The 21063-nt window shown below is 41.3% G+C and carries 18 protein-coding genes and 1 tRNA gene; 10 read left to right on the forward strand and 9 right to left on the reverse strand.

Features of this window, described 5'->3' with window-relative positions; all coding sequences use genetic code 11:
- The first annotated feature begins 44 nt into the window (after window positions 1–44).
- The 3 genes from DWX62_RS14675 to DWX62_RS14685 are packed head-to-tail and all read left to right on the forward strand — an operon-like array spanning window position 45 to window position 5616.
- Window positions 45–3011 carry a SusC/RagA family TonB-linked outer membrane protein gene (locus DWX62_RS14675; protein ID WP_081027245.1) on the forward strand — a complete coding sequence of 989 codons (2967 nt, stop codon included), beginning with the start codon at window positions 45–47 and terminating at the stop codon, window positions 3009–3011.
- Between the two features lie 31 nt (window positions 3012–3042).
- Window positions 3043–4632 (forward strand): RagB/SusD family nutrient uptake outer membrane protein, encoded by a 1590-nt coding sequence (locus DWX62_RS14680; protein ID WP_008665781.1) that lies wholly within the window; start codon window positions 3043–3045, stop codon window positions 4630–4632.
- Between the two features lie 30 nt (window positions 4633–4662).
- Window positions 4663–5616 carry a hypothetical protein gene (locus DWX62_RS14685; protein WP_005824271.1) on the forward strand — a complete coding sequence of 318 codons (954 nt, stop codon included), beginning with the start codon at window positions 4663–4665 and terminating at the stop codon, window positions 5614–5616.
- A 95-nt stretch (window positions 5617–5711) separates the two neighbouring features.
- Here DWX62_RS14685 and DWX62_RS14690 read toward each other — a convergent pair whose 3' ends face one another.
- A complete protein-coding gene (locus DWX62_RS14690) occupies window positions 5712–6932 on the reverse strand; it encodes an ATP-binding protein (protein WP_008665782.1) in 1221 nt (406 codons plus the stop codon).
- A gap of 417 nt (window positions 6933–7349) precedes the next feature.
- Here DWX62_RS14690 and DWX62_RS14695 point away from each other — a divergent pair, with 417 nt between their 5' ends.
- Window positions 7350–10199 carry a SusC/RagA family TonB-linked outer membrane protein gene (locus DWX62_RS14695; protein WP_257932148.1) on the forward strand — a complete coding sequence of 950 codons (2850 nt, stop codon included), beginning with the start codon at window positions 7350–7352 and terminating at the stop codon, window positions 10197–10199.
- A 17-nt stretch (window positions 10200–10216) separates the two neighbouring features.
- Window positions 10217–11734, forward strand: coding sequence for a RagB/SusD family nutrient uptake outer membrane protein (locus tag DWX62_RS14700; RefSeq protein ID WP_117681205.1), 1518 nt, complete (start codon window positions 10217–10219; stop codon window positions 11732–11734).
- Window positions 11735–11793: 59 nt separating this feature from the next.
- Here DWX62_RS14700 and DWX62_RS14705 read toward each other — a convergent pair whose 3' ends face one another.
- From DWX62_RS14705 to DWX62_RS14725, 5 genes are all read right to left on the reverse strand, one after another.
- Window positions 11794–12459, reverse strand: a complete 666-nt coding sequence (locus tag DWX62_RS14705; protein WP_008665785.1) for a MarC family protein — start codon at window positions 12457–12459, stop codon at window positions 11794–11796.
- 52 nt (window positions 12460–12511) lie between these two features.
- A complete protein-coding gene (locus DWX62_RS14710) occupies window positions 12512–13210 on the reverse strand; it encodes a YjjG family noncanonical pyrimidine nucleotidase (protein WP_016274189.1) in 699 nt (232 codons plus the stop codon).
- Between the two features lie 86 nt (window positions 13211–13296).
- Window positions 13297–14175, reverse strand: coding sequence for a hypothetical protein (locus DWX62_RS14715; RefSeq protein ID WP_005835026.1), 879 nt, complete (start codon window positions 14173–14175; stop codon window positions 13297–13299).
- A 34-nt stretch (window positions 14176–14209) separates the two neighbouring features.
- Window positions 14210–14884 (reverse strand): 16S rRNA (cytidine(1402)-2'-O)-methyltransferase, encoded by a 675-nt coding sequence (gene rsmI / locus DWX62_RS14720; protein ID WP_008665787.1) that lies wholly within the window; start codon window positions 14882–14884, stop codon window positions 14210–14212.
- Window positions 14885–14897: 13 nt separating this feature from the next.
- Window positions 14898–15440 carry a hypothetical protein gene (locus DWX62_RS14725; protein WP_034523325.1) on the reverse strand — a complete coding sequence of 181 codons (543 nt, stop codon included), beginning with the start codon at window positions 15438–15440 and terminating at the stop codon, window positions 14898–14900.
- A gap of 110 nt (window positions 15441–15550) precedes the next feature.
- On the opposite strand from DWX62_RS14725, the gene DWX62_RS14730 reads away from it, so the two are divergent.
- From DWX62_RS14730 to DWX62_RS14745, 4 genes are all read left to right on the forward strand, one after another.
- Entirely contained in the window at window positions 15551–16156 is a 606-nt protein-coding gene (locus DWX62_RS14730) for a thymidine kinase (protein WP_005828444.1), read from the forward strand.
- 22 nt (window positions 16157–16178) lie between these two features.
- Window positions 16179–17294, forward strand: coding sequence for an AI-2E family transporter (locus DWX62_RS14735; RefSeq protein WP_120172965.1), 1116 nt, complete (start codon window positions 16179–16181; stop codon window positions 17292–17294).
- Between the two features lie 94 nt (window positions 17295–17388).
- Window positions 17389–17461 (forward strand) — tRNA-Lys (locus DWX62_RS14740).
- A 242-nt stretch (window positions 17462–17703) separates the two neighbouring features.
- Window positions 17704–18924 (forward strand): site-specific integrase, encoded by a 1221-nt coding sequence (locus tag DWX62_RS14745; protein WP_025835674.1) that lies wholly within the window; start codon window positions 17704–17706, stop codon window positions 18922–18924.
- A 282-nt stretch (window positions 18925–19206) separates the two neighbouring features.
- Here the strand turns inward: DWX62_RS14745 and DWX62_RS14755 are convergent, their stop codons facing one another.
- From DWX62_RS14755 to DWX62_RS14765, 3 genes are read right to left on the reverse strand one after another with little or no spacing between them, the layout of a single operon-like run.
- Window positions 19207–19500: a helix-turn-helix domain-containing protein gene (locus DWX62_RS14755; RefSeq protein WP_120172967.1), complete on the reverse strand. Its 294-nt coding sequence runs from the start codon at window positions 19498–19500 to the stop codon at window positions 19207–19209.
- Window positions 19501–19553: 53 nt separating this feature from the next.
- A complete protein-coding gene (locus DWX62_RS14760; protein ID WP_025835670.1) occupies window positions 19554–19847 on the reverse strand; it encodes a DUF3876 domain-containing protein in 294 nt (97 codons plus the stop codon).
- Window positions 19834–20148 (reverse strand): helix-turn-helix domain-containing protein, encoded by a 315-nt coding sequence (locus DWX62_RS14765; protein WP_025835668.1) that lies wholly within the window; start codon window positions 20146–20148, stop codon window positions 19834–19836. Before DWX62_RS14765 ends, DWX62_RS14760 begins: the two co-directional genes overlap by 14 nt.
- 287 nt (window positions 20149–20435) lie before the next feature.
- On the opposite strand from DWX62_RS14765, the gene DWX62_RS14770 reads away from it, so the two are divergent.
- Window positions 20436–21026, forward strand: coding sequence for a TetR/AcrR family transcriptional regulator (locus DWX62_RS14770; RefSeq protein ID WP_007656985.1), 591 nt, complete (start codon window positions 20436–20438; stop codon window positions 21024–21026).
- The last annotated feature ends 37 nt before the right edge of the window (window positions 21027–21063 follow it).

Consider the following 21063-nt stretch of genomic DNA (forward strand, 5'->3'; position numbering starts at 1 on the left):
CTTGATTATTAATAAAATAAGAGTGTTGTAGTTCCGCGAAAACTTTGGTAATTTCGTACATTGGTATGCAGACTCAAGAGGTTGATATTAAGCCGAATATAAAAGTATTCATGCGTTCCGATTCTGAGATGCTTGATGAGGTAATGGTGGTAGCTTACGGTACAGCAAAGAAGTCTGCTTTTACAGGTTCAGCCTCTGTGATCAAGTCTGAGACATTGGAGAAACGTCAGGTCTCCAACTTATCGAATGCACTTTCCGGTACTGTATCTGGTGTGCAGACACAAAGTACAAATGGCCAGCCGGGTACGAGTGCGACAGTTCGTATTCGCGGTATCGGTTCTATGTATGCCAGCAACAATCCTCTGTATGTAGTGGATGGTATTCCTTATGAAGGAGATATCTCCGCTGTCAATTCACAAGATATTGAATCAATGACCGTATTGAAAGATGCCGCAGCTGCTGCCTTGTATGGTGCACGTGGTGCAAACGGTGTTATTTTGGTTACTACAAAGAAAGGTAAGAGCGGTGATACGCAGATTTCTTTAGACGCCCGTTGGGGAGTCAACTCCCGCTTAGTGAAAAACTATGATGTATTGCAGAATGCAAATACCTATATGGAGACTGCATATTCTGCTTTGTATAACGGATACCTATATAATAGCGGATATACAGCAGAACGGGCTTATCAATTGGCCAATGCAGACTTGTTTCCAAAGCTGGGCTACCAAGTTTATACCATACCTGATGGACAATATCTTATTGGCCGGAACGGCAAGTTGAACCCTTATGCAACTCTGGGATATAGTGACGGTGACTATTATTATACACCGGATAACTGGTCTGATGAGATGTTCCAAAGTAATTTGCGCCAAGAGTATAATCTTAGTGTTTCTGGTGGTTCGGACAAATTAAGCTACTATCTGTCTGCCAGTTATTTGAATGATGAAGGTATTATTGAAAATTCAGGTTTCGAACGTATCTCCACTCGTATGAACGTGGATTATCAGGCTAAAAAGTGGTTGAAGCTCGGAGTTAATCTTAGCTATTCAAATGTAACAAGCCGTTCACCGGGCGATCAGGATACCGATGCTGCTACTTCTTCCGGTAATGCGTTCTTTGTTGGTAACTTTATCGCACCAATCTATCCGATGTATGTACGGAATGCAGACGGCAGTTTCCAATATAATGCCAATACTGGCTATCATGTATATGACTATGGTGATGGTTCAAGTACAAACTTCACCCGTAATTTTATGAGCATGTCCAATCCTATGAGCGGTTTCCTTTATGATACTGAAAAATATCTGATGGATATTCTGAATGGGAAATGGTATGCAAAGATTGATATCATTGACGGTTTGTCATTGACAGCTTCTTTGGGCTTGCATATTGACAACACACGCCAGCATAGTGTGGGTAACAAGTATTATGGTCAGTCGGCTTCCTATGGCGGTTCTGTTATGCAATACTCCTCACGCGTTTATTCGCTTGACCAACAATATCTGTTGAATTACAAAAAGACATTCGGCAACCATAACTTGGATATTCTTGCCGGCTATGAAAGTATGGACTTCAACACGGAAAGTCACTATATTTTAGGATATAACATGTATAGTGACAAGAACTGGACTGCATCTAATGTTATCGACCGCAAGAATGGTTCTGGCAGTTACAATGAATATGCCACAATCGGTATCATTACACGTGCCAGCTACGATTTCAATGAAAAATATTATGGTAGTGTTTCTTATCGTCGTGATGCTTCTTCACGCTTCCATCCGGATAACCGTTGGGGTAACTTCTGGAGTGTGAGTGCAGCATGGGATATGGCAAAAGAAAACTTTATCAGTCAATACGATTGGATCAACATGCTGAAGCTGAAGGCTTCTTTCGGTCAGCAGGGTAATGACAACCTCTATTATAAGGGATATACAAACTACTATCCGTATCTGGATCAGTTCACGGTTAGCGGGTCTGACGGTGTATTCTCTGATGGTGTGCTCTACTACAAGGGGAGCAAAGATATCACTTGGGAAACATCCAATTCATTCAATGTAGGTGTGGATTTCGCTCTTTTGGGAGGACGTATTGACGGTACAATCGAATACTTCAACCGCCAGACTAAGGATATGTTGTATTATAAACCGGTAGCGATGTCTAACGGTTATACCCAACTTCCTATGAATATCGGTTCGGTACGCAACTCCGGTGTGGAAATTGAATTGAACTATACTCCTATTGAAACTAATGATTTAAAGTGGGTGATCAATTGGAATGGAACATTGATGAAAAATAAGATTCTTGAGCTGCATCCGGATTTGAAAGGAGAGATGATTGATGGTTCCTATATTTATCGTGAAGGTGAATCTTTGTACCAGATGTATTTGACTAAATATGCAGGGGTAGATCCTGATTCCGGCGAAGCTCTGTATTGGGCAAAGGACGAAAACGGTGTAGAGTATAAGGATAAAGATTGGTCTGCTGCCTACAATTCCAATAGACAAGCTTCCGGTGACCTGTTGCCTACTATCTATGGCGGTGTCGGTACAACATTGGAGTTCCGTGGCTTTGATTTCTCCATCCAGTGTGCTTATCAGTTGGGTGGTACGATTTATGATAGTGGCTATCAAGCTTTCATGCATGGCGGTGACTCCCACTACATGGGATATAACTGGCACAAGGATATCTTGAATGCATGGACACCAGAGAATAGAAATACCAATATTCCGCGTGTAGATGCCATTGATAAATACACCAACTCTTCATCAGACCGTTGGTTGACAAGTTCTGATTATTTCTCTATCAATAACATCACCCTGGGCTATACTTTACCTAAGAGATGGTTGAGAAGTCTGGGTATCGGAAGCTTGCGTATTTACGGTGCGGCTGACAATGTGGCTCTTTTCTCTGCCCGTAAAGGGCTTGATCCACGTATGAGCTACACAACAGCTTCTACAGATAGATATACGCCTATACGTACTATTTCCGGCGGTTTGAAAGTAACATTCTGATAATAGTTCAATAATAAAATACAGAAAAAATATGAAGAAATTATATAAGATAACACCGTATGTTATGCTTGGTTTGATGGTAGCTGGATGTACAGATCTGGATACAGAACCGCTGAGTTCGACTATTACATCTGACCAAAAGGAAGAAGTTGTTGAATCTGATCCTTCCAGATTGGAAGCCAGCGTAGCAGCTGTGGCTGCAAATTTCACCCAATATGCCAAAATCTACACAGAAGATGACAATGTGCATAGTGATATAGGTTATCCGACCATTATGCTGGCCACGGAATCAAGAGGTACGGACATGGTGGCAGATATTACTGGTTATAACTGGTATTCCAATTCAGCCGATTACAGTGACTGCTTGAATACAAGTACAGCTACCATTGAATTCTGGGGTACATTGTACAATCAGATTTTTACAGCCAATAACGTAATCGGTACTGTAGATAACGAAACTGAAGATCCTACGTTACAATATTATCTGGCGCAGGCATTAGCTGTCCGTGCTTTTGACTATTTTACGTTGATACAGTTGTATCAGTTCAATTACAAAGGACATGAGAGCGCTATGGGTATGCCTTTGATTACAGAGCAGAATGCAACAGAAGTTGCAGCCAATGGCTGCGCCCGTTCTACTGTGCAAGAAACTTATGATTTTATCTTGGCAGACCTGAATAAAGCTATTGAGCTGCTGACAGCCACTACAAAAGAACGTGATGACAAGCGCTATGTCAGCTTGGATGTCGCTTACGGTATCCGTGCCCGTGTCTATCTGGCAATGCACAACTATGCGGAAGCTTTAAAGGATGCGGAAGCCGCACTGGCCAAAACTACTGCCACTCCATACTCCCGTGCTGATGTAAGCAAGCCTTCATTCATTAATATCGAAGACAATTCATGGATGTGGGGTATCTTGATTACAGAACAGGACCGTGTAAGTACAACCGGTATTTGTAATTTCCCTTCACATATGGGCTCTTTGAATTATGGTTATGCTTCTGTAGGTGGATGGCGTAGAATCAGTCCGAAACTCTATAATGAGATTCCTGCCAGTGATGTCCGCAAGGGATGGTTCCTGAACGGTGAAGGTGTATCTGCCAATTTGCCTGCTGCAGCCCAAACATATATTACCGGGAAAAAGGCACCTGCCTATACACAAGTAAAGTATGGGGTGCTGAATGACCAATGGGGAACTGACAACAATGCTACGGATATAATATTGATGCGTGTTGAGGAAATGTATCTTATCAAGGCTGAGGCACAAGCTATGAGTGGTAATGTTAGTGGCGGTGTATCTACCCTTAACTCGTTTGTTACTGCATATCGTGACCCGTCTTATCAGTGTACAGCCACTACACCGGAAGCTGTGCAGGAAGCTGTTTGGCAACAACGTCGTCTTGAATTCTGGGGAGAAGGTATGGCATATTTTGATATTATGCGTCTGAACAAGGGAGTCAACCGTTTAGGCTGCGGCTTCCCGACTACTGCCGTATTTAATATTACAGCAGGTGATCCGGTTCAGATTTACAGTATTCCTAATAAGGAAGTACAATATAACCCATTATTGGAGAACAATCCGCTGGTTTCGGCACCTACACCAATACCTGATGTAGAATAATGTATATGTTAACTATTAAAAATATGGAATATGAAATATATAAATAAGATACTTAGTCTGTTTGTCATCGCACTGATAGCTACCTCTTGCGATCCTGATGCAGAAAGTTATACTCCGGGTGAACTGGAAGACGGTAATCAAGGCATCTGCTTTGTGGGCAATTACACCCAAACAGTGGAAGTTGAGCCGGGAATAACCTCTTTTGATTTAACTTTGACACGCTCCTTGACAGATGCTGCCGGTACGGTTGATGTTACTGTGATAAATAATGAAGAGAATATATTTGTATGCCCTTCCACTGTATCATTTGCTGCTGGAGAGAAAACAGCCAAGTTGACAGTTGAAACACCGTCAGCTGCCGAGGGTATCACTTATAATCTACAACTGGCTTTGAGTGGTAATGATGTCAGCAACTATTCTTCCGGATACCATGAAATATCAGTAAATTTTGCTATCTTGAAGTGGGAATCTATCGGTACCGGATACTATTTGGACGGTACAGTTGCTAATTTCTTTGGCGTAGATCCGTCTGTTCCGATGGCTGTGGAAATTGAAAAAACTACAACTGCTACCAGTACACGTTTCCGTTTTGACAGTCCGTTTGCCAAAGTTGCGACTGCACAAGATGAGGTTGGCGGTTTCAACGGTTATCCCTTTAATGAAGAGGCTGATGTAGTTCCAGGTGAATATACTTTCGTAATTGATGTGACTAAAGAAGGTGCTTCTTTGAAACCGGTTCAATATGGTATGGATTGGGGATATGGTATGTTCAGCGGTGGTTCTGTATATGGCAACCTATCTACTAATATAAATTCTTATCCTTTGGGAGTTTATAATGAAAAGGCCGGTAGTATTACCTTCCCAGCCAATTCGTTGTACGTAAGTATGGCTGACTATCAAGACGGTGGTGCATATCCTTGTACCAACCCGTCTTATCTCTACTTGAGTGCGGAAGCATACCTTAACTCTTTGGAGACAGAGTAATTTGAAAATTAAAAAAATTACATAAGAAAAGCCGGTTCACACAAAGGGCCGGCTTTTTACTTTAAATATTGATTCGTAGAGATTGAATCGTTAATTTACAGTTTTTCTTTATCCTCTGCCAACAAAAAGTTTCGCAGTGAAATCTGTTTAATTCCTTTGTAATTTCCCCCGCTTTGCATTTCATCCATTGTTACCACATATTTAGGGTAATTGTCTGCTATTTCCAAAAGATTGCCAAATTCTCGCCTAACAGTTGCATCGTCGGGAAGCATATACGCTACTTGAATATAGATTTTATGGTCGTCTTTGGAAGCAATGAAATCAATTTCTTTATTACCACTCTTTCCGACATATACTTCATATCCATATCTTAACAAATCAATGCATACTACATTTTCCATTAACTTGTTGATGTCTTTTCGAAAATCGAAATGCTGTATGGAATTATGTAATCCTAAATCTTCAAAATAATATTTCTCACCAATCTCAAAGATTTTCATCCCTTGGATTTCAGCTCGTTGAATTTTGTAAATAAAGAAACTATTGCACAGTGCCTTTAGATAGTTCAGAATTGTCTGCGTAGGAATGTTGACGTGTTGCGACTTTAAATATTTACTAATATTCTGGGCAGAAAAAAGAGAACCGGTATTATCTATCAGATAAGCTACGAGATTCTCCAAAAAAGATACATTCCGGATTGATTCACGGGCAACCACATCTTTTAGTAGGATAGTAGAGTAAACATTTCTCAAATACTCGAATATGACATTCTTGTCCATTGTTAGATTATGAATGTATGGCATACCTCCGAATGTAAGATAGAGTTTTAAACTTTCGGTGGAATCTTGACATTGATTGAAAGTTAAGAATTCCCCGTAGCTAAGTGAATGAATGGGAAATTCTATATATCTTCCTGCCAATTGAGTAGCAAGTTCACTGGACAGCATTTTAGCATTACTTCCGGTGCAATAGATATCGCATTTATTTTCGTTCAATAAACTCCGCAGACACAATTGGAATTCTTCAATCTCTTGGATTTCATCTACAAAAAGATAGTTATGATTATGCCCAGTAACCTTCTTTAAAACATATTGATAAAGATCCATGTAGTTCCTAATTTCCGTGAAGGCAAGTTGCTCTTTATCTACAAAAATGATATTGGCTTCCGGTATGTTTTTCTTTATGATATCTGATATCTGCAAAAGAATGTAGCTTTTACCTATCCTACGTTGGCCGGTTATTACTTTTATTATACTTTTATCAATAAACGGTTCAATTCTCCTTATGTATAAAGGGCGGGAGATATAATTTTTCATATTCAAACATGATTTAGTTTATATACAAAGATATAAAATATTTCAATTATAATTGAATCTTGCCGTATATATTATATATTCATCAATTATAAATAACATATGTAAAGCAAATATTTCTCAACAAAAAAATATTTTGGAACTTTTATGGATAAAATTTATCTTTCAAGATAAATTCCTCTATATAATCTATCGTTATTCTTGAATAAAAAACATTTATTGGGTTAATTAGTACATCACCAATTAAAAGAGTAGAATGAAATGTTACAATAACGCGCTCATTATCAGCTTTTAATTATTCAAAACGGTATGAAATGGGTACTTCGAGCCACTTACCTCCCTTTGCCATATACCTTTATAGATAATATACAATAGAATAAACTCTGTTCTATAGCAAACGTAAACAATTGTTTTTTAGCAATATACACTTATTGTAGTTCCGCGAAAACTCTGGTGATTTCGTTTGTTGGTATGCAAACCCAAGAAGTAACGATTAAACCTCATGTAAAGGTAATTTTGAAATCCGATTCTGAGCTGCTTGAAGAGGTTGTGGTTACCGGTTACGGTACATTTAAAAAAGCATCATTTACTGGAGCTGCTTCTACTGTAAACACTTCCACCTTGGAAGATGTACCTGTTCTTTCTGTTGCCGACAAACTTTCTGGTAATGTCGCTGGTGTTACTTTTGGCTCAAGTTCAAGTAATCCAGGTTCTGTAAGCAGTATCCGTGTACGTGGTATGGGTTCCATCAATGCCGGAAACAATCCGCTTTATGTTATTGACGGAACACCGGTCACAAGTGGAGACTTATCCGAGTTCACTTATAGTGATGCAGGAACTGATATTTTGTCTTCACTCAATACCAATGACATCGAGTCTATCACAGTTATCAAAGATGCGGCTGCTGCCTCTCTTTACGGCTCGCGTGCTGCTAACGGTGTTGTGGTCATTACGACGAAAAGCGGAAAACAAGGCAAAACAAATGTAAGTTTCCGTTCCGACTGGGGTTTCTCAAACATGGCAATAGATTATCGTCCTATGCTCGACGGTGACTCGCGCCGCGAACTCTTATGGACCGGTCTCAAGAATTACGGGTTATACACCGGAAACATGTCCGATGCAGATGCCGCAACTTTTGCAGACCAGAACATCGAGGACTTTGCTTCAAAACCCTCAACCGGATGGACGGATTGGAAAGACCTGCTTTTCCGTAACGGTTCTCATCAGAACTACCAGTTGAGCGTATCTGGTGGTAACGACCGTACCAAGTTCTACACCTCAGTAGCTTATACCAATCAGGAAGGTATCATTTACAAACAAGGTCTGGAACGTTTCACTGGTAATGCAAACCTCACTCATAAGTTTGGAGACTTTGAAGTTCAGGTTACAAGCCAATTCTCAAAAGTAAGACAAAACAAAACTAATGAAGCTACCTCCTATGATGGACCTGTGGCCAATTACGCATTCTTCCAAAGCCCCTCATCAACCCCTTATAATGAAGACGGCACATTAAACAATGGTTGCGGCGTATTTGGAGTCAATCCTTTGTATGAAAGAGAACACAGCTCTGACGTTTATACCCTGATGAAGGCATTCAATACAATCAAGTTGACCTACAATATTTGGGACAAGTTGAATTTAAGTGAAAAGATTGCTTATGATTACGCACAAGGAACCAATGACGTTCTTTGGGACAGACACTCAAACAATGGTGCCCCCGGTGGTGTCATGCAGCGTATCGTCAATCGTAATGACCAGCTGAATACACAAACCCAGCTCTCTTACATCAACTCTTTCGGTCTGCACAATATTGACGCCCTGCTTGGTTTTGAAACACAAGATACGGAATATGCTTTCAACTACATGGCAGGCCAAGACTATCCGGGTGATTTGTACGAATTGACAAATGCCGGTTCAACAAGTGCCGAAACCAACAGACAGAGCTATCGCATGACTTCGTTCCTCGGACGTGCCAATTATAACTACGCAGACAGATATTATCTCGGTCTCAGCTATCGTACCGACGGAAGTTCACGTCTGGCAAGAGAAAACCGTTGGGGAAGTTTCTGGTCGGTTTCCGGAGCATGGAGATTCATAGACGAAAGTTTCCTGAATCCTGTCAAGAGTGTATTGACAGATGGAAAGCTCCGTGTGTCATACGGTGTAAACGGAACGCAACCATCAGACTATTACGCTTATATGAATCTTTATAAATACGGAATCATATACAATGGACAGTCAGGAATGTCCATCGTCGGAATTGCAAACCCGGACCTGAAATGGGAAAAGAACAAAACATGGAATATCGGTCTCGACCTTTCATTCATCGACCGTATCTCTGTAACATTCGACTACTATCAGCGTAAAACCAGCGACCTTATATATGACCTCCCCGTATCACAAGTCGGCGGATATTATGATGGCAATTATGGGTATACCACCCCGCAAAACATCGGTTCACTGAAGAACTCCGGTTTTGAGTTGACCATTACATCAACCAATTTCAGAAACAAGGATTTCACGTGGACCACTTCTCTGAACATGGCACACAACAGCAACAAACTGACCAAATTGGATGGCCAGCAGAATGAAATCGTATCAGGACCGCTGATTCACCGTGTAGGCGAACCTTACTATTCATACTATGTTTATGAATACGCCGGAGTCGACGCAGAGACCGGTAAAGAAATGTTCTATCTGAATGACGGAACAGAGAATGCCCGCAAGACAACTACAAATATCTCTGAAGCCAACAAAACTATTGTAGGCAAGCATCAGGCTAGTATAGAAGGCGGTCTTACCAACAACCTCAAATGGAAGTTTATCGACTTGGGCTTCACTTTCACTTATTCATTGGGTGGTGATGCTTTTGACTACTCCACTTGGCAGCACTCCAATGGCGGTTCATATCTATACGGTGGTGCCGTACCGACATACTATGACATCTCAAAGATGTGGACAGGCCCGGGCGACACGAATGCCACATTGCCTAAATTTGAATATGGAAGCGCTGCTTCACTGTCTTCACGCTGGCTGATGCCTACTGATTATCTACGTCTGAAGAACCTCACATTAGGTGTAAGCATTCCGCAAAACTATATCAGCAAGCTTGGGCTCAGCAAAGCCAGAATCTACTTCTCTGGTTCCAATCTGCTTACATGGAAGTCTAAAGACTTATTTGTAGATCCGGAAATGCGTGTAGACGGACTATGCACATTTGAGACTCCGGCATTGAGAACATATACATTCGGAATAGAATTGAATTTCTAACTAATAAAGATACGAAAATGAAAATATTAAAGACATTATACACAGCAACGCTTTGCGCAGCTATGGCAGTCAGCACTTCATCATGCCTCAACAGTTGGCTGGATCAGTCACCCGCAGACGGAATAGATGCTGAAACCGCAATCAAGAACAGCGATGATTTGGCCAATGTGCGGACGGGACTTTATGCTGCCGTTAAAGGTAACAGTAGCCTGATTAATTATTATGGACGCCTCATGTTCGTATACGGTGACATGAGAGGGGAAGATATCCAATATGAATATAACGGGGGAAGTGGAAGAGCAAACTTCTACTACTATATGGAATATACAACTGCAGACAATTTCACCACCTCAACAGCCGTATGGCAGATGCCTTATGTAGTCATTGCACGCGCCAACCGTCTGATTCAGGCAGCAGAAAGTGGCAACCTGACCGATGCGGCAGAGGCAAAAGCCACTATTGACCAATATGATGCAGAAGCAAAAGTTCTGCGCGCCATGGCACTGTTTGACCTTACACGTATCTACGGTAAACCTTATACGGTAGATCAAGGCAGCTCACTCGGTGTGCCCATCGCTACCTCCCCACTAGAATCGACAGAAAAGCCAAGCCGCAGCACGGTAGCTCAATGTTATGAGAGTATTGAAAAAGATTTGACAGATGCAATCAACTCAAATGCACTGCCCAAAACCAATGAAGTGGGTTATGTCAACCTTTGGGCTGCCAAAGCCTTGCAGGTACGTGTATATATGACAAAAGGCGAATGGAGCAAGGCTTTATCCGTAGCAGAAGACATCATATCAAACTCGTCTTACAAACTTTGGGAACCGTCAGAATATGTTGCAGCATGGAGCAAAAGTGATGCCAATCATTCAAAAGAAATCATGTTCGAGATTTCCATCAACAACAATACTGACTGGACAGACCGTGAAGGTATTGCCTATTTATATGCCGACAAGGCTGGCGCTTCTCCCGGATATGGAGATGTAATTGTCACAAAAGACTTCTCTGACATGCTTACATCCGACCCGGCAGACATCCGTAACGACATTTTATTGGCTGCGGCAGCAGGAGGATTTGACAAACGCAAAGTTTACATCAACAAAATGCCTGCTGTAAACGGAGATGTACGTTACTCCAATGTCCCATTGCTACGCTTGTCAGAAGTTTACTTGTCAGCAGCAGAAGCAGCTTTCCAAGCCGGAGACAAGAACAAGGCTGCCAACTTGCTGAATGATATCATCTCCAACCGTACAACGGATGAAAGTAAACAAGTAACCAGCGGAAACATCACATTAGACCGCATCTACATTGAACGCCGCAAGGAACTTGTAGGTGAGGGACAGCGCTATTTCGATGTTATGCGCCGAGGTGAAACTGTTACACGCTACACAGACGTTAATGCCAGAGGATGGCACGACGTATTGAGCGAAGAAGCGCGTACATTCAATCGAGATTCCAAGAAAGCGCTCCCATTGATTCCCGTAGGTGAAATCAATGCCAATCCGAACATAGAACAAAATCCAGGCTATTAATCAATAGTAGCCTAAAGAAACTTGGGAATTTTCCCAATGTGTTTTTATAAATAAAGTGTTTAGAGGAGGTGTGCCAGTGATGGTATGCCTCCTTCTTTCAATATATCCACCAATATCGGTTTCACTCCGCTGACAAAACACTCAACGGCAATAACCATCAGAATAAGCCCCATCAGACGCATCATCACATTGTTTCCCGTCTCACCCAAGATTTTGACCAGCCGTGTGGAAGCACGCAATATGAAAAAGGTAATCAGATAAATAAAGGCAATCATTCCTATAAGAACTCCTTTCATCTGAATGGTATGGGCATCCTGCATCAGCACAATGGCATTGGCTATGGCACCAGGACCACAAAGCATCGGAATTCCAAGAGGAGTAATGGAAATATCATCGGCATAAGTCTTGATTTCCTCGTCTTTCAGCTTCATTGGGGTATAACGGGCTTGCAGCATATCGAAGCCAATCTTAAAGATAATAACTCCACCGGCAATACGGAAACCATTGGTAGAGATACCGAAGAACTTAAAGAGGAACTGTCCCGCAAACGTAAAAACCATAATCGTAATAAAGGCAACCAGAGTGGCGCGCGATACTACCGACTGCCGTTCACGGTCCGTCATTCCATGCGTCATGGTCAAAAACACCGGCATGGTGCCAAGAGGGTTTGTCAACGTAAAGAAGGAGGTAAAACAAAGTAAAGCGAAAGGTAAGATTGTGTCCATAGCTGTATAATATACGTTTCTGTAGACAAAAGTACAACTAAAAATTTCAATGTCACAGAATCTGCATCAATTCTTTCAGATTACTGATATGATAAGTCGGTTGGAAAGGCAGTTCTTCCTTCCCCGTTACATTATAAAACACTTGGTGCATACCCACTCCTTTGGCTCCTGCCACATCATTCTCCCAACTATCGCCTATCATCAAAGAATCACACACCTCGGATTGTGTGGCAGAAAGGGCAAAATGAAAAATTTCGGGCCAGGGCTTCAAGATACCGATGTCATCAGAGAGAACAATCTTCTTAAAAAAGTGGTCAATGCCTGCCGAACGTATCTTATGACATTGCAGCTCCTGGAAGCCGTTGGAAAGGATATAGAGGTTATATTTCCCCGCCAAATATTCCAGTACCTCATACGCATGCGGCATCAGCCGACTTTTTGTGGGAATGACCGAAAAGAAATCATCAGAAAAAGCCTCGGCCAAAGCAGCATCCCCCGCCCCTACTGCCTCCAAAGGATATAGAAAACGCTGGCGGTTCAACTCTTCCTTACTGACCTGCCCTCTGCCGTATTCTTCCCACAGCTCTACATTACGATGCTGATAAAGCGTATAGAAATGCTGGAAAGAACGAAAGAAACGGCCATAATCATACTTGTGATACATCTCTTCGAATGTATCGCGTGCATTAAGAGAAAATGCCCAAAGCGTATCGTCCAGGTCAAAAAACAGGTTCTTATATTGGGATGCCATAATTTAAAGGAAAGAGATATATAAAAATAGACGCAGATTATCAATTCCAATAACCTGCGTCCGTTCTGTATCAGTCTATAACAGTGTTATTTTACCTGGATTACCAAATACTTGGACACACTCCAAAAGTCTTTCGGATTTGTAATCTTCAAAGTCAGCTGTCCTTTATCATCTTTCTCCAACGCATAAGAGCCCGCGGGATGAGTAGTCAAGATATCAGCATCTTTAGAGTATAGTTTAATCTCTTTTGTCGTACGGATATCCACTTGTGTAAAGTAGTCCTTGTTGATATCAGAATCTTTCAGCACCTGGCCTTTTTTGAAAAGTCCGGTATTTGTCAATATCTTCTGGTCCTTCAACTCTTTCTTCGTACCAAATACAAACCAAGCCGTATTGAGTGCCTTATCTTGTTCGGCAACGGTTTGAGCCTTCGCCTCATTTTCGGCAGTCAATTCTTCTTTCTCAGTAGACAAACCGGTTACGGCAGCATCCAGTTCCTGGATACGGATATTCTTGGAAGCCAGCTCAGCCTGCAATTCCTCAATACGCTGGGTCTTTGCTACCAACTCCTGAGTCAGGGACTCCACAGCCCTCTTCAACTGGGCAGAGTTATTCTTACTGTTCTTCAGCATGGACTGTAATTTGGCAATCTGTTCCTTGTTCTCTTCCATCTGCTTACGGATAAACTCAATATCCGACGCAATCTGCTGCTTGGCATTCAAAGAGCCTTCTGCCACAGCACCACGCTGCAAATCCACACGGCTCTCTGCTGCATTAATCTGGCGGAATCCCTCTGAAATATCATTGAAAGTGCCCATCATCTCGTCCAATTCAGCATTACGCTGAGTCAGTTCCATCAATAAAGAATCATTTTCAGCTTTCAGCTGGTTCTTACTGCCACCAGAGAAGCTGTCACACGAAGCCATTACAGCCGCGCATACAATTAAAACTGCTAACTTTTTCATACGCTTTCGTTTTACGTTTGGTTAATGAAGTTATTTAATCGTCTATTCCTGTTACTACAATCACAATTTCACCGCGCGGTTCGTTCGCCGTGAAATGTTCAATCAATTCTGTAAGCGTTCCACGCACCGTTTCTTCGTGCATCTTTGAGATTTCCCGCGAAACAGAAGCCTGACGTTCGGCACCGAAATGTTCGGCAAACTGCGTCAAAGCTTTTACCAATCTGTGGGGAGACTCATAGAACACCATGGTACGACACTCCTCGGCCAATGCCTTCAGGCGGGTCATCCTTCCTTTCTTCTGTGGAAGGAAACCTTCAAAACAGAACTTCTCATTCGGCAGTCCGGAAGCCACCAATGCCGGTACAAAAGCTGTCGCTCCCGGCAAGCATTGCACTTCGATGCCGTTACGCACACACTCTCTGACTACCAGAAAGCCCGGGTCGGATATACCTGGCGTACCTGCATCCGAAATCAAAGCTACAGTTTCTCCCCCCTTTATTCTATTAACAACACTTTCAACCGTTTTATGTTCATTAAATTTATGGTGAGATTGCATCGCATTCTTTATTTCGAAGTGTTTCAGCAATATGCCGGAGGTACGTGTATCCTCAGCAAGTATCAAATCCACTTCTTTCAGAATCCGGATAGCACGGAATGTCATATCTTCCAAATTTCCTACCGGGGTAGGCACTACATAAAGTTTTCCCATACTTATCGGTCGTTTAGCTGAAATATTTTTTGAGGAGTTCCATAAAATCGACGGCGGCTTCATTTTCTTCATCCGGGTGCACTTCCGAAGCAAAAATATCCATAGCCTTGTCCAAAGAAGGAGCCTCACCCAAACGTCGTACCACTTCATTCATCCGTGCAGCATCGCCTGCGAACAGTTCGCGGACAAAACGGAATGAATCGTTCAGACTGATGGCATGTTTCAAATCCTTGGCAGGCTTGATGCGTTCTGCCAAAATAGGAACTGTTTCCGGTTCCTCACATACCATCTTCACTGTATCAGGAATAACCGATTCGACCGGAGAAACCGATTCGGTCAAAGGAGTAGTAACAGCAGGGGGTTCCTCCAGGGGCGACACAACAGCCGTTGGCGCCTCCTCAAGCAGTTCTTGCAACGCCTCCAAGCGTGCCTTCATCTGCTGGATATTCCGTTTTGCCACAATCTTCAATGTCGGATTGGCATCACTTGAAATGGCCTGCATCAAACATTTCAATTCCTGAATATCTAATTCTATGTCGTTTAATAAGGTTTGCATATCCTTTACACAGTCCGTGTTAACGCTACAAATGTAGAAATAAATAATGAAAAAATATCGGAAAGCAAACAAAAGTGTTACTTTTGCGCTTAAATATAACACTCAAAAACATGGTATTATTTTCAGAAGATCATATACAGGAAACCAAACGCAGGGGAAGAATTGAGGTCATTTGCGGTTCCATGTTCTCCGGCAAAACCGAAGAGCTGATAAGGAGACTGAAACGGGCAAAGTTTGCCAAACAACGCGTAGAGATATTCAAGCCTGCCATAGACACCCGTTATTCCGAAGCCGATGTCGTATCGCATGACAGTCATTCCATAGCCTCCACTCCCATCGATTCATCTGCCAGCATTCTGCTGTTCACTTCAGAGATAGATGTAGTGGGCATTGACGAAGCCCAGTTCTTTGATAGCGGCCTGATTGATGTATGCAACCAGCTTGCCAACAATGGTATACGCGTCATTGTTGCCGGACTGGACATGGACTTCCGGGGTATTCCATTCGGTCCTATGCCGGGACTGTGTGCCATTGCAGACGAAGTTTCCAAAGTACATGCCATCTGTGTGAAATGCGGCCAACTCGCCTCGTTCTCCCACCGTACCGTCAAGAACGACAAACAAGTACTGCTGGGGGAAACCGAAGAGTACGAACCTCTATGCCGGGAGTGCTATCAGCAAGCCATCCAAGCCGACCAAAAAGAAAGCGGTCATTAACGAATACAAAAAACAGAGCATTATGGAACGCAAAAAGATTACATTCGACAGTTTTATCCGCGGTGTCATACTCGGTGTCATTATTATCGGCATCCTTATGCTCTTCAAGCGTCTAAGCGGCGTATTGCTGCCATTCTTCATCGCATGGCTCATTGCCTATCTGATATACCCCCTGGTCACCTTTTTCCAGTACAGATTAAGGCTCAAGAACCGGGTCATATCCATCTTCTGCGCCTTATTCAGTATTCTGATTGTAGGAGGAACCGCATTTTATCTGCTTGTGCCTCCCATGATGGACGAATTCGTCAGGGTGAAAGATTTGGTAATAGACTACTTTTCCAACGGAACCCACGACGGCAATGTGCCCAAAACACTCTCTGAATTCCTTCGTGAGAACATAGACACCCAGTTTGTCACCCAATTGTTCAAGGAAGAGAATATGCTGAACGCCATCAAGGAAACCGTTCCCCGGCTCTGGTCCTTGCTGTCAGAATCCGTCAATCTACTGTTCAGCTTCTTCACTTTCTTTCTCATTCTTCTCTATATAATCTTCATATTGCTGGACTATGAAAGCATTTCCGAAGGGTGGCCCCACCTGGTACCACAGAAATACCGGCCCTTCGTAATCAATGTAATGAACGATGTGAAAGACGGCATGAACAGATACTTCCGCGGACAAGCATTCGTGGCATTGTGTGTCGGTATTCTGTTCAGTATAGGCTTTCTGATTATTGATTTCCCACTGGCCATTGGGCTCGGCTTGTTCATCGGTGCTTTAAACCTAGTGCCCTATTTACAGATTATCGGCTTTATACCTACCATCGTGCTGGCCATACTGAAAGCAGCGGATACGGGAGGAAACTTCTGGATTATCATTGCATCGGCCCTTGCTGTATTCATAATAGTACAAGTCATTCAAGACGGATTCATCGTACCGCGTATCATGGGGAAGATTACGGGCCTAAACCCTGCCATCATCCTACTGTCTTTATCAATTTGGGGTTCATTGATGGGTATGCTGGGTATGATTATAGCACTTCCGCTTACCACCCTTATGCTCTCCTACTATCAACGTTTCATCATAAACAGAGAAAAAATTCACAAGTTTGAACAGACTGATAATCAACAAGAAAAGTAAAAGCAGAAGTCGTTCTCAAAACTTTTTCCCTTAATCCATTTGTTTTTTAAACAAAAGTAGCTATCTTTGCACCCGCTTAACAGCAATAAGGTCTGATTCGCTAGCTCAGCAGGTAGAGCACAACACTTTTAATGTTGGGGTCCTGGGTTCGAGCCCCAGGCGGATCACTGAAACAACAAGAAGAATCAAGCAAATTCCTGATAATCAGATATTATCAGGAATTTCTTTTTTCTGGCAGGTAGCAGAAAATAGCCGTTTCAAGCATATTATCGGTGGATAAATCGTGGGACTAAAATTCAGTTCGAAAAAGTCCCACGAATTTGCATCTTTCTCACTGATTCATAGTATTTTGCATGGTCGTACTTTGGAAGAGAATACATAGTTTTGTAACTCTAAAAACGATGTAAAAATGGCTCGAAAATCATTTTCTGTTTTGTTCTTTATCAAAAAAGCCAAGTTATTAAAGAACGGAGAAGCACCTGTGTGCATGAGAATCACTGTAAACGGCTGTATGGTAGATATTTCTATCAAAAGAAGTTGTCCCGTAAACCTATGGAATCAAGCAAAAGAGAATTCAAAAGGAAAAGACCGTATGTCGGTGGAACTGAACCACTACTTAGAAATCACACGCTCACGCATACACCAAATTTATAGGGAACTGGAAACTTCCGACAAGGTTATCACCGTTGATCTTGTGAGAAAACTGTATTATGGTGTGGATGAAGAAAGCAAAACCCTTTTGCAAGTATTCAGAGAACACAACGAACAAAGTCGTAAGCTGATCGGCAAAGACTTTGTTAGTAAAACCGTTCAACGGTATGAAACCACTACCCGATATTTGGAGGAATTCATTAAGAAAGAATATCAGTTATCGGATATTGCCCTGAATAACTTGGAAGCCAACTTCATTTCTAAGTTCGATGCTTTCTTGAAGATTGAAAAAGGTTGTGCGCAGAACTCCGCTATTACCCGATTGAAGAATTTAAAGAAGATTATCCGTATTGCTTTGGAAAACGACTGGATAAAGAAAGATCCGTTTGCTTACTACCGTTTCAAATTGGAAGAAACCGATCCTGAATTTCTGACGATGGACGAGATTAAAATCATTCTCGCCAAAGAGTTTACAATTAAACGAGTAGAACAGGTACGTGACGTTTTTGTCTTTTGCATTTTTACTGGCTTGGCGTTCAGCGATGTGAAAGATTTATCACCCGAACACTTGGTAAAAGACAACAAAGGGGAACTTTGGATAAGGAAGAACCGCCAAAAGACAAAAATCATGTGTAACATTCCTGTGTTACCAGTGGCAGCTTCCATACTTGATAAATATAAGGATGTGGCAGAGTGTACCGGAAAACTTTTACCTGTATTGTGTAATCAACGCATGAACAGTTATTTGAAGGAAATTGCCGATGTGTGCGGAATACATAAAAATCTTAGCACACATACCGCCCGTCATAGCTATGCCACAAGCATTTGCCTTGCAAATGGCGTGAGTATGGAGAATGTTGCTAAGATGTTAGGTCATGCAGATACAAGCGTAACAAAACACTATGCAAGGGTATTGGATCAGAATATTTTCAAGGATATGCAAAAAGTAAATAGCTGCCTATCGGAATTGGCTATATAATAAAGATAGTAGCTAATATTGAAAAAGGATTGGGAAGAATGAATTTCATTTTCTCAATCCTTTTCTTTTATAGTAAGTTTTCCAGAACTCAATATGAAGCATTGACAAAGGTAAGTTCCGTATTTAGCCTGTTCAAGTCCGAGCCTTCGGTTTTGATGAAAATCTTCCTCTCACTATGTTCGAGCGTATTTTCATCTAAAGACTTGCACAGACTAAATACTTCACTGGGAAAGTCAATGATTCAAATTAAATTCCGAAAAACAATGTTTTGGGCTTGGCAGGTTACTCTTTCCAACTTTCAAAGTAGTGCTTTTGGAGCAGTTTATCAATATCACTCTGACGGTAGATGATTTTACCTTTTATCTGGATAAAGGGAATTAGCCCTATATCTCGCCATTCTTGCAGGGTTCGCAAACTGACATTCAGTTTCTTGGAAACCTCATTATTAGAAAGAAAGCGTTCCCCATTCAGGTGGGGCTTGTAGTGCTTTACAATAGATTCAATACCATCCAGCATCGAATTGAGCGAAGAAATAAATTCTTTGACTTGTGGGGTATCTTTATTTATTAGTTCCATGATTGAAAGATTGTTTTATTGAAATATTGATTTCAAGATGGCTAGATAGCTGGTTAGTTACGCAGATAGTGACCCAAAGACGAAATGTTAAGTACGTCTTTTGCCGGATCATAATCTACATAGAGCCGTTTGGATGCAGGGGCAATAAAATACTGGCTACCATCTTGCTGTATCTCATAAGTAGCAGGTGAAGCCTGTTTGGTTGTTTCCGATACATATATAATAGAAAGAAGGTACTCTTTGTCGCTCCGATAGATGATAACCGTAGGATTCAGATTAATGCTTTCCCATGTGCCAACAATGGAAAACAAGTTGAAAAACGGATAATCTTTTTTAATTCTTTTCATAAGACGTGGGGTGTTTGGGGGATTGATTTTGCGTTTCACTGTCTGCAATAATTCTTTCAATATCGGAAGTCTTATAATAAATCTTACTACCAATTTGAGAATAAGCCAATCTTCCGCTACTTCTGTAATACTGCAAAGTTCGCTTACTAACGCCTAACAACAGGCACACTTCCTGACTATCCAGCCAGTTTTCGACTTTCTGGGTATGAGTGCTGCACAAACTTTCTATCCGTTTGGCAAACTCCGTGAACCTCTCGCAGACATACGAAAAGGTTCTCTTTTCAATAGTTACTACTTCCATACTTTCAATTTTAAAAGGTTTATAAAACGTGTCGATTTTATTTTCATCGGCAAATAAAAGAAGAATCATGAGCCGTTTTCAAAACTGTCCGAAAGTGGCGAAGTAAGGTTCTTAATGACTTAATATGTACTTATCGTGGCAACATAATACAATGATTTATAGACCAAATACTCATTGATTTAGGCAGATCATATAGAAACAAAGAAAAATAAACCGATATTTCTTTGTCAATTCAAAAATAACGCTTATGTTTGCAGTGACCAATAACAACAAAATAGTCACACGGTATGGCAAAAGCATTTGATGACAACGAAAGAAAGCTTATAAAGGATAAACTCAAAGAAGGAGCTTTGCTATTTATCCAGCAACAAGGGGTACGTAAAACTTCTGTAGATGAGCTTGTTAAATATGCCAATATTTCTAAAGGAGCATTTTATCTATTCTATACATCAAAAGAACTTCTTTTTTTCGATACAATAATAGACTATCATAAGAAATTGGAAAAAGAATTTCTTAATGCCATAAATAAGCATACCAATAATATTACGGTTGATACATTGACAGATATTATATCTGACTTGCTAATCAACAACAAACCATACTTTGTATCTATCTTCGTTAATAGTGATGTGGAATATCTAAATAGAAAGCTCCCTCAAGAAGTACTTTCAAAACACGTAGATGATGATGTCATGCTAGCAAACGAACTACTGAAATTTATTCCAGAAAGTAAATCAATTGATACAAAAGTATTTGCAGGGGCTTTAAGAGCTGCATTCTTGACTATTCTAAACGAGAAAACAATTGGAACAGATATTTACAATGAAGTTTTCAAGTTTATAGTTAGGGGAATAGTACAGCAACTATTTAAAGACTAATCCAATACAACAAGATTATATAATATCAACTGACTAT

Origin of the sequence: Bacteroides sp. AF20-13LB (assembly GCF_003603065.1) — a bacterium.
In the GTDB taxonomy this organism is placed as follows: Bacteria; Bacteroidota; Bacteroidia; order Bacteroidales; family Bacteroidaceae; genus Bacteroides; species Bacteroides uniformis.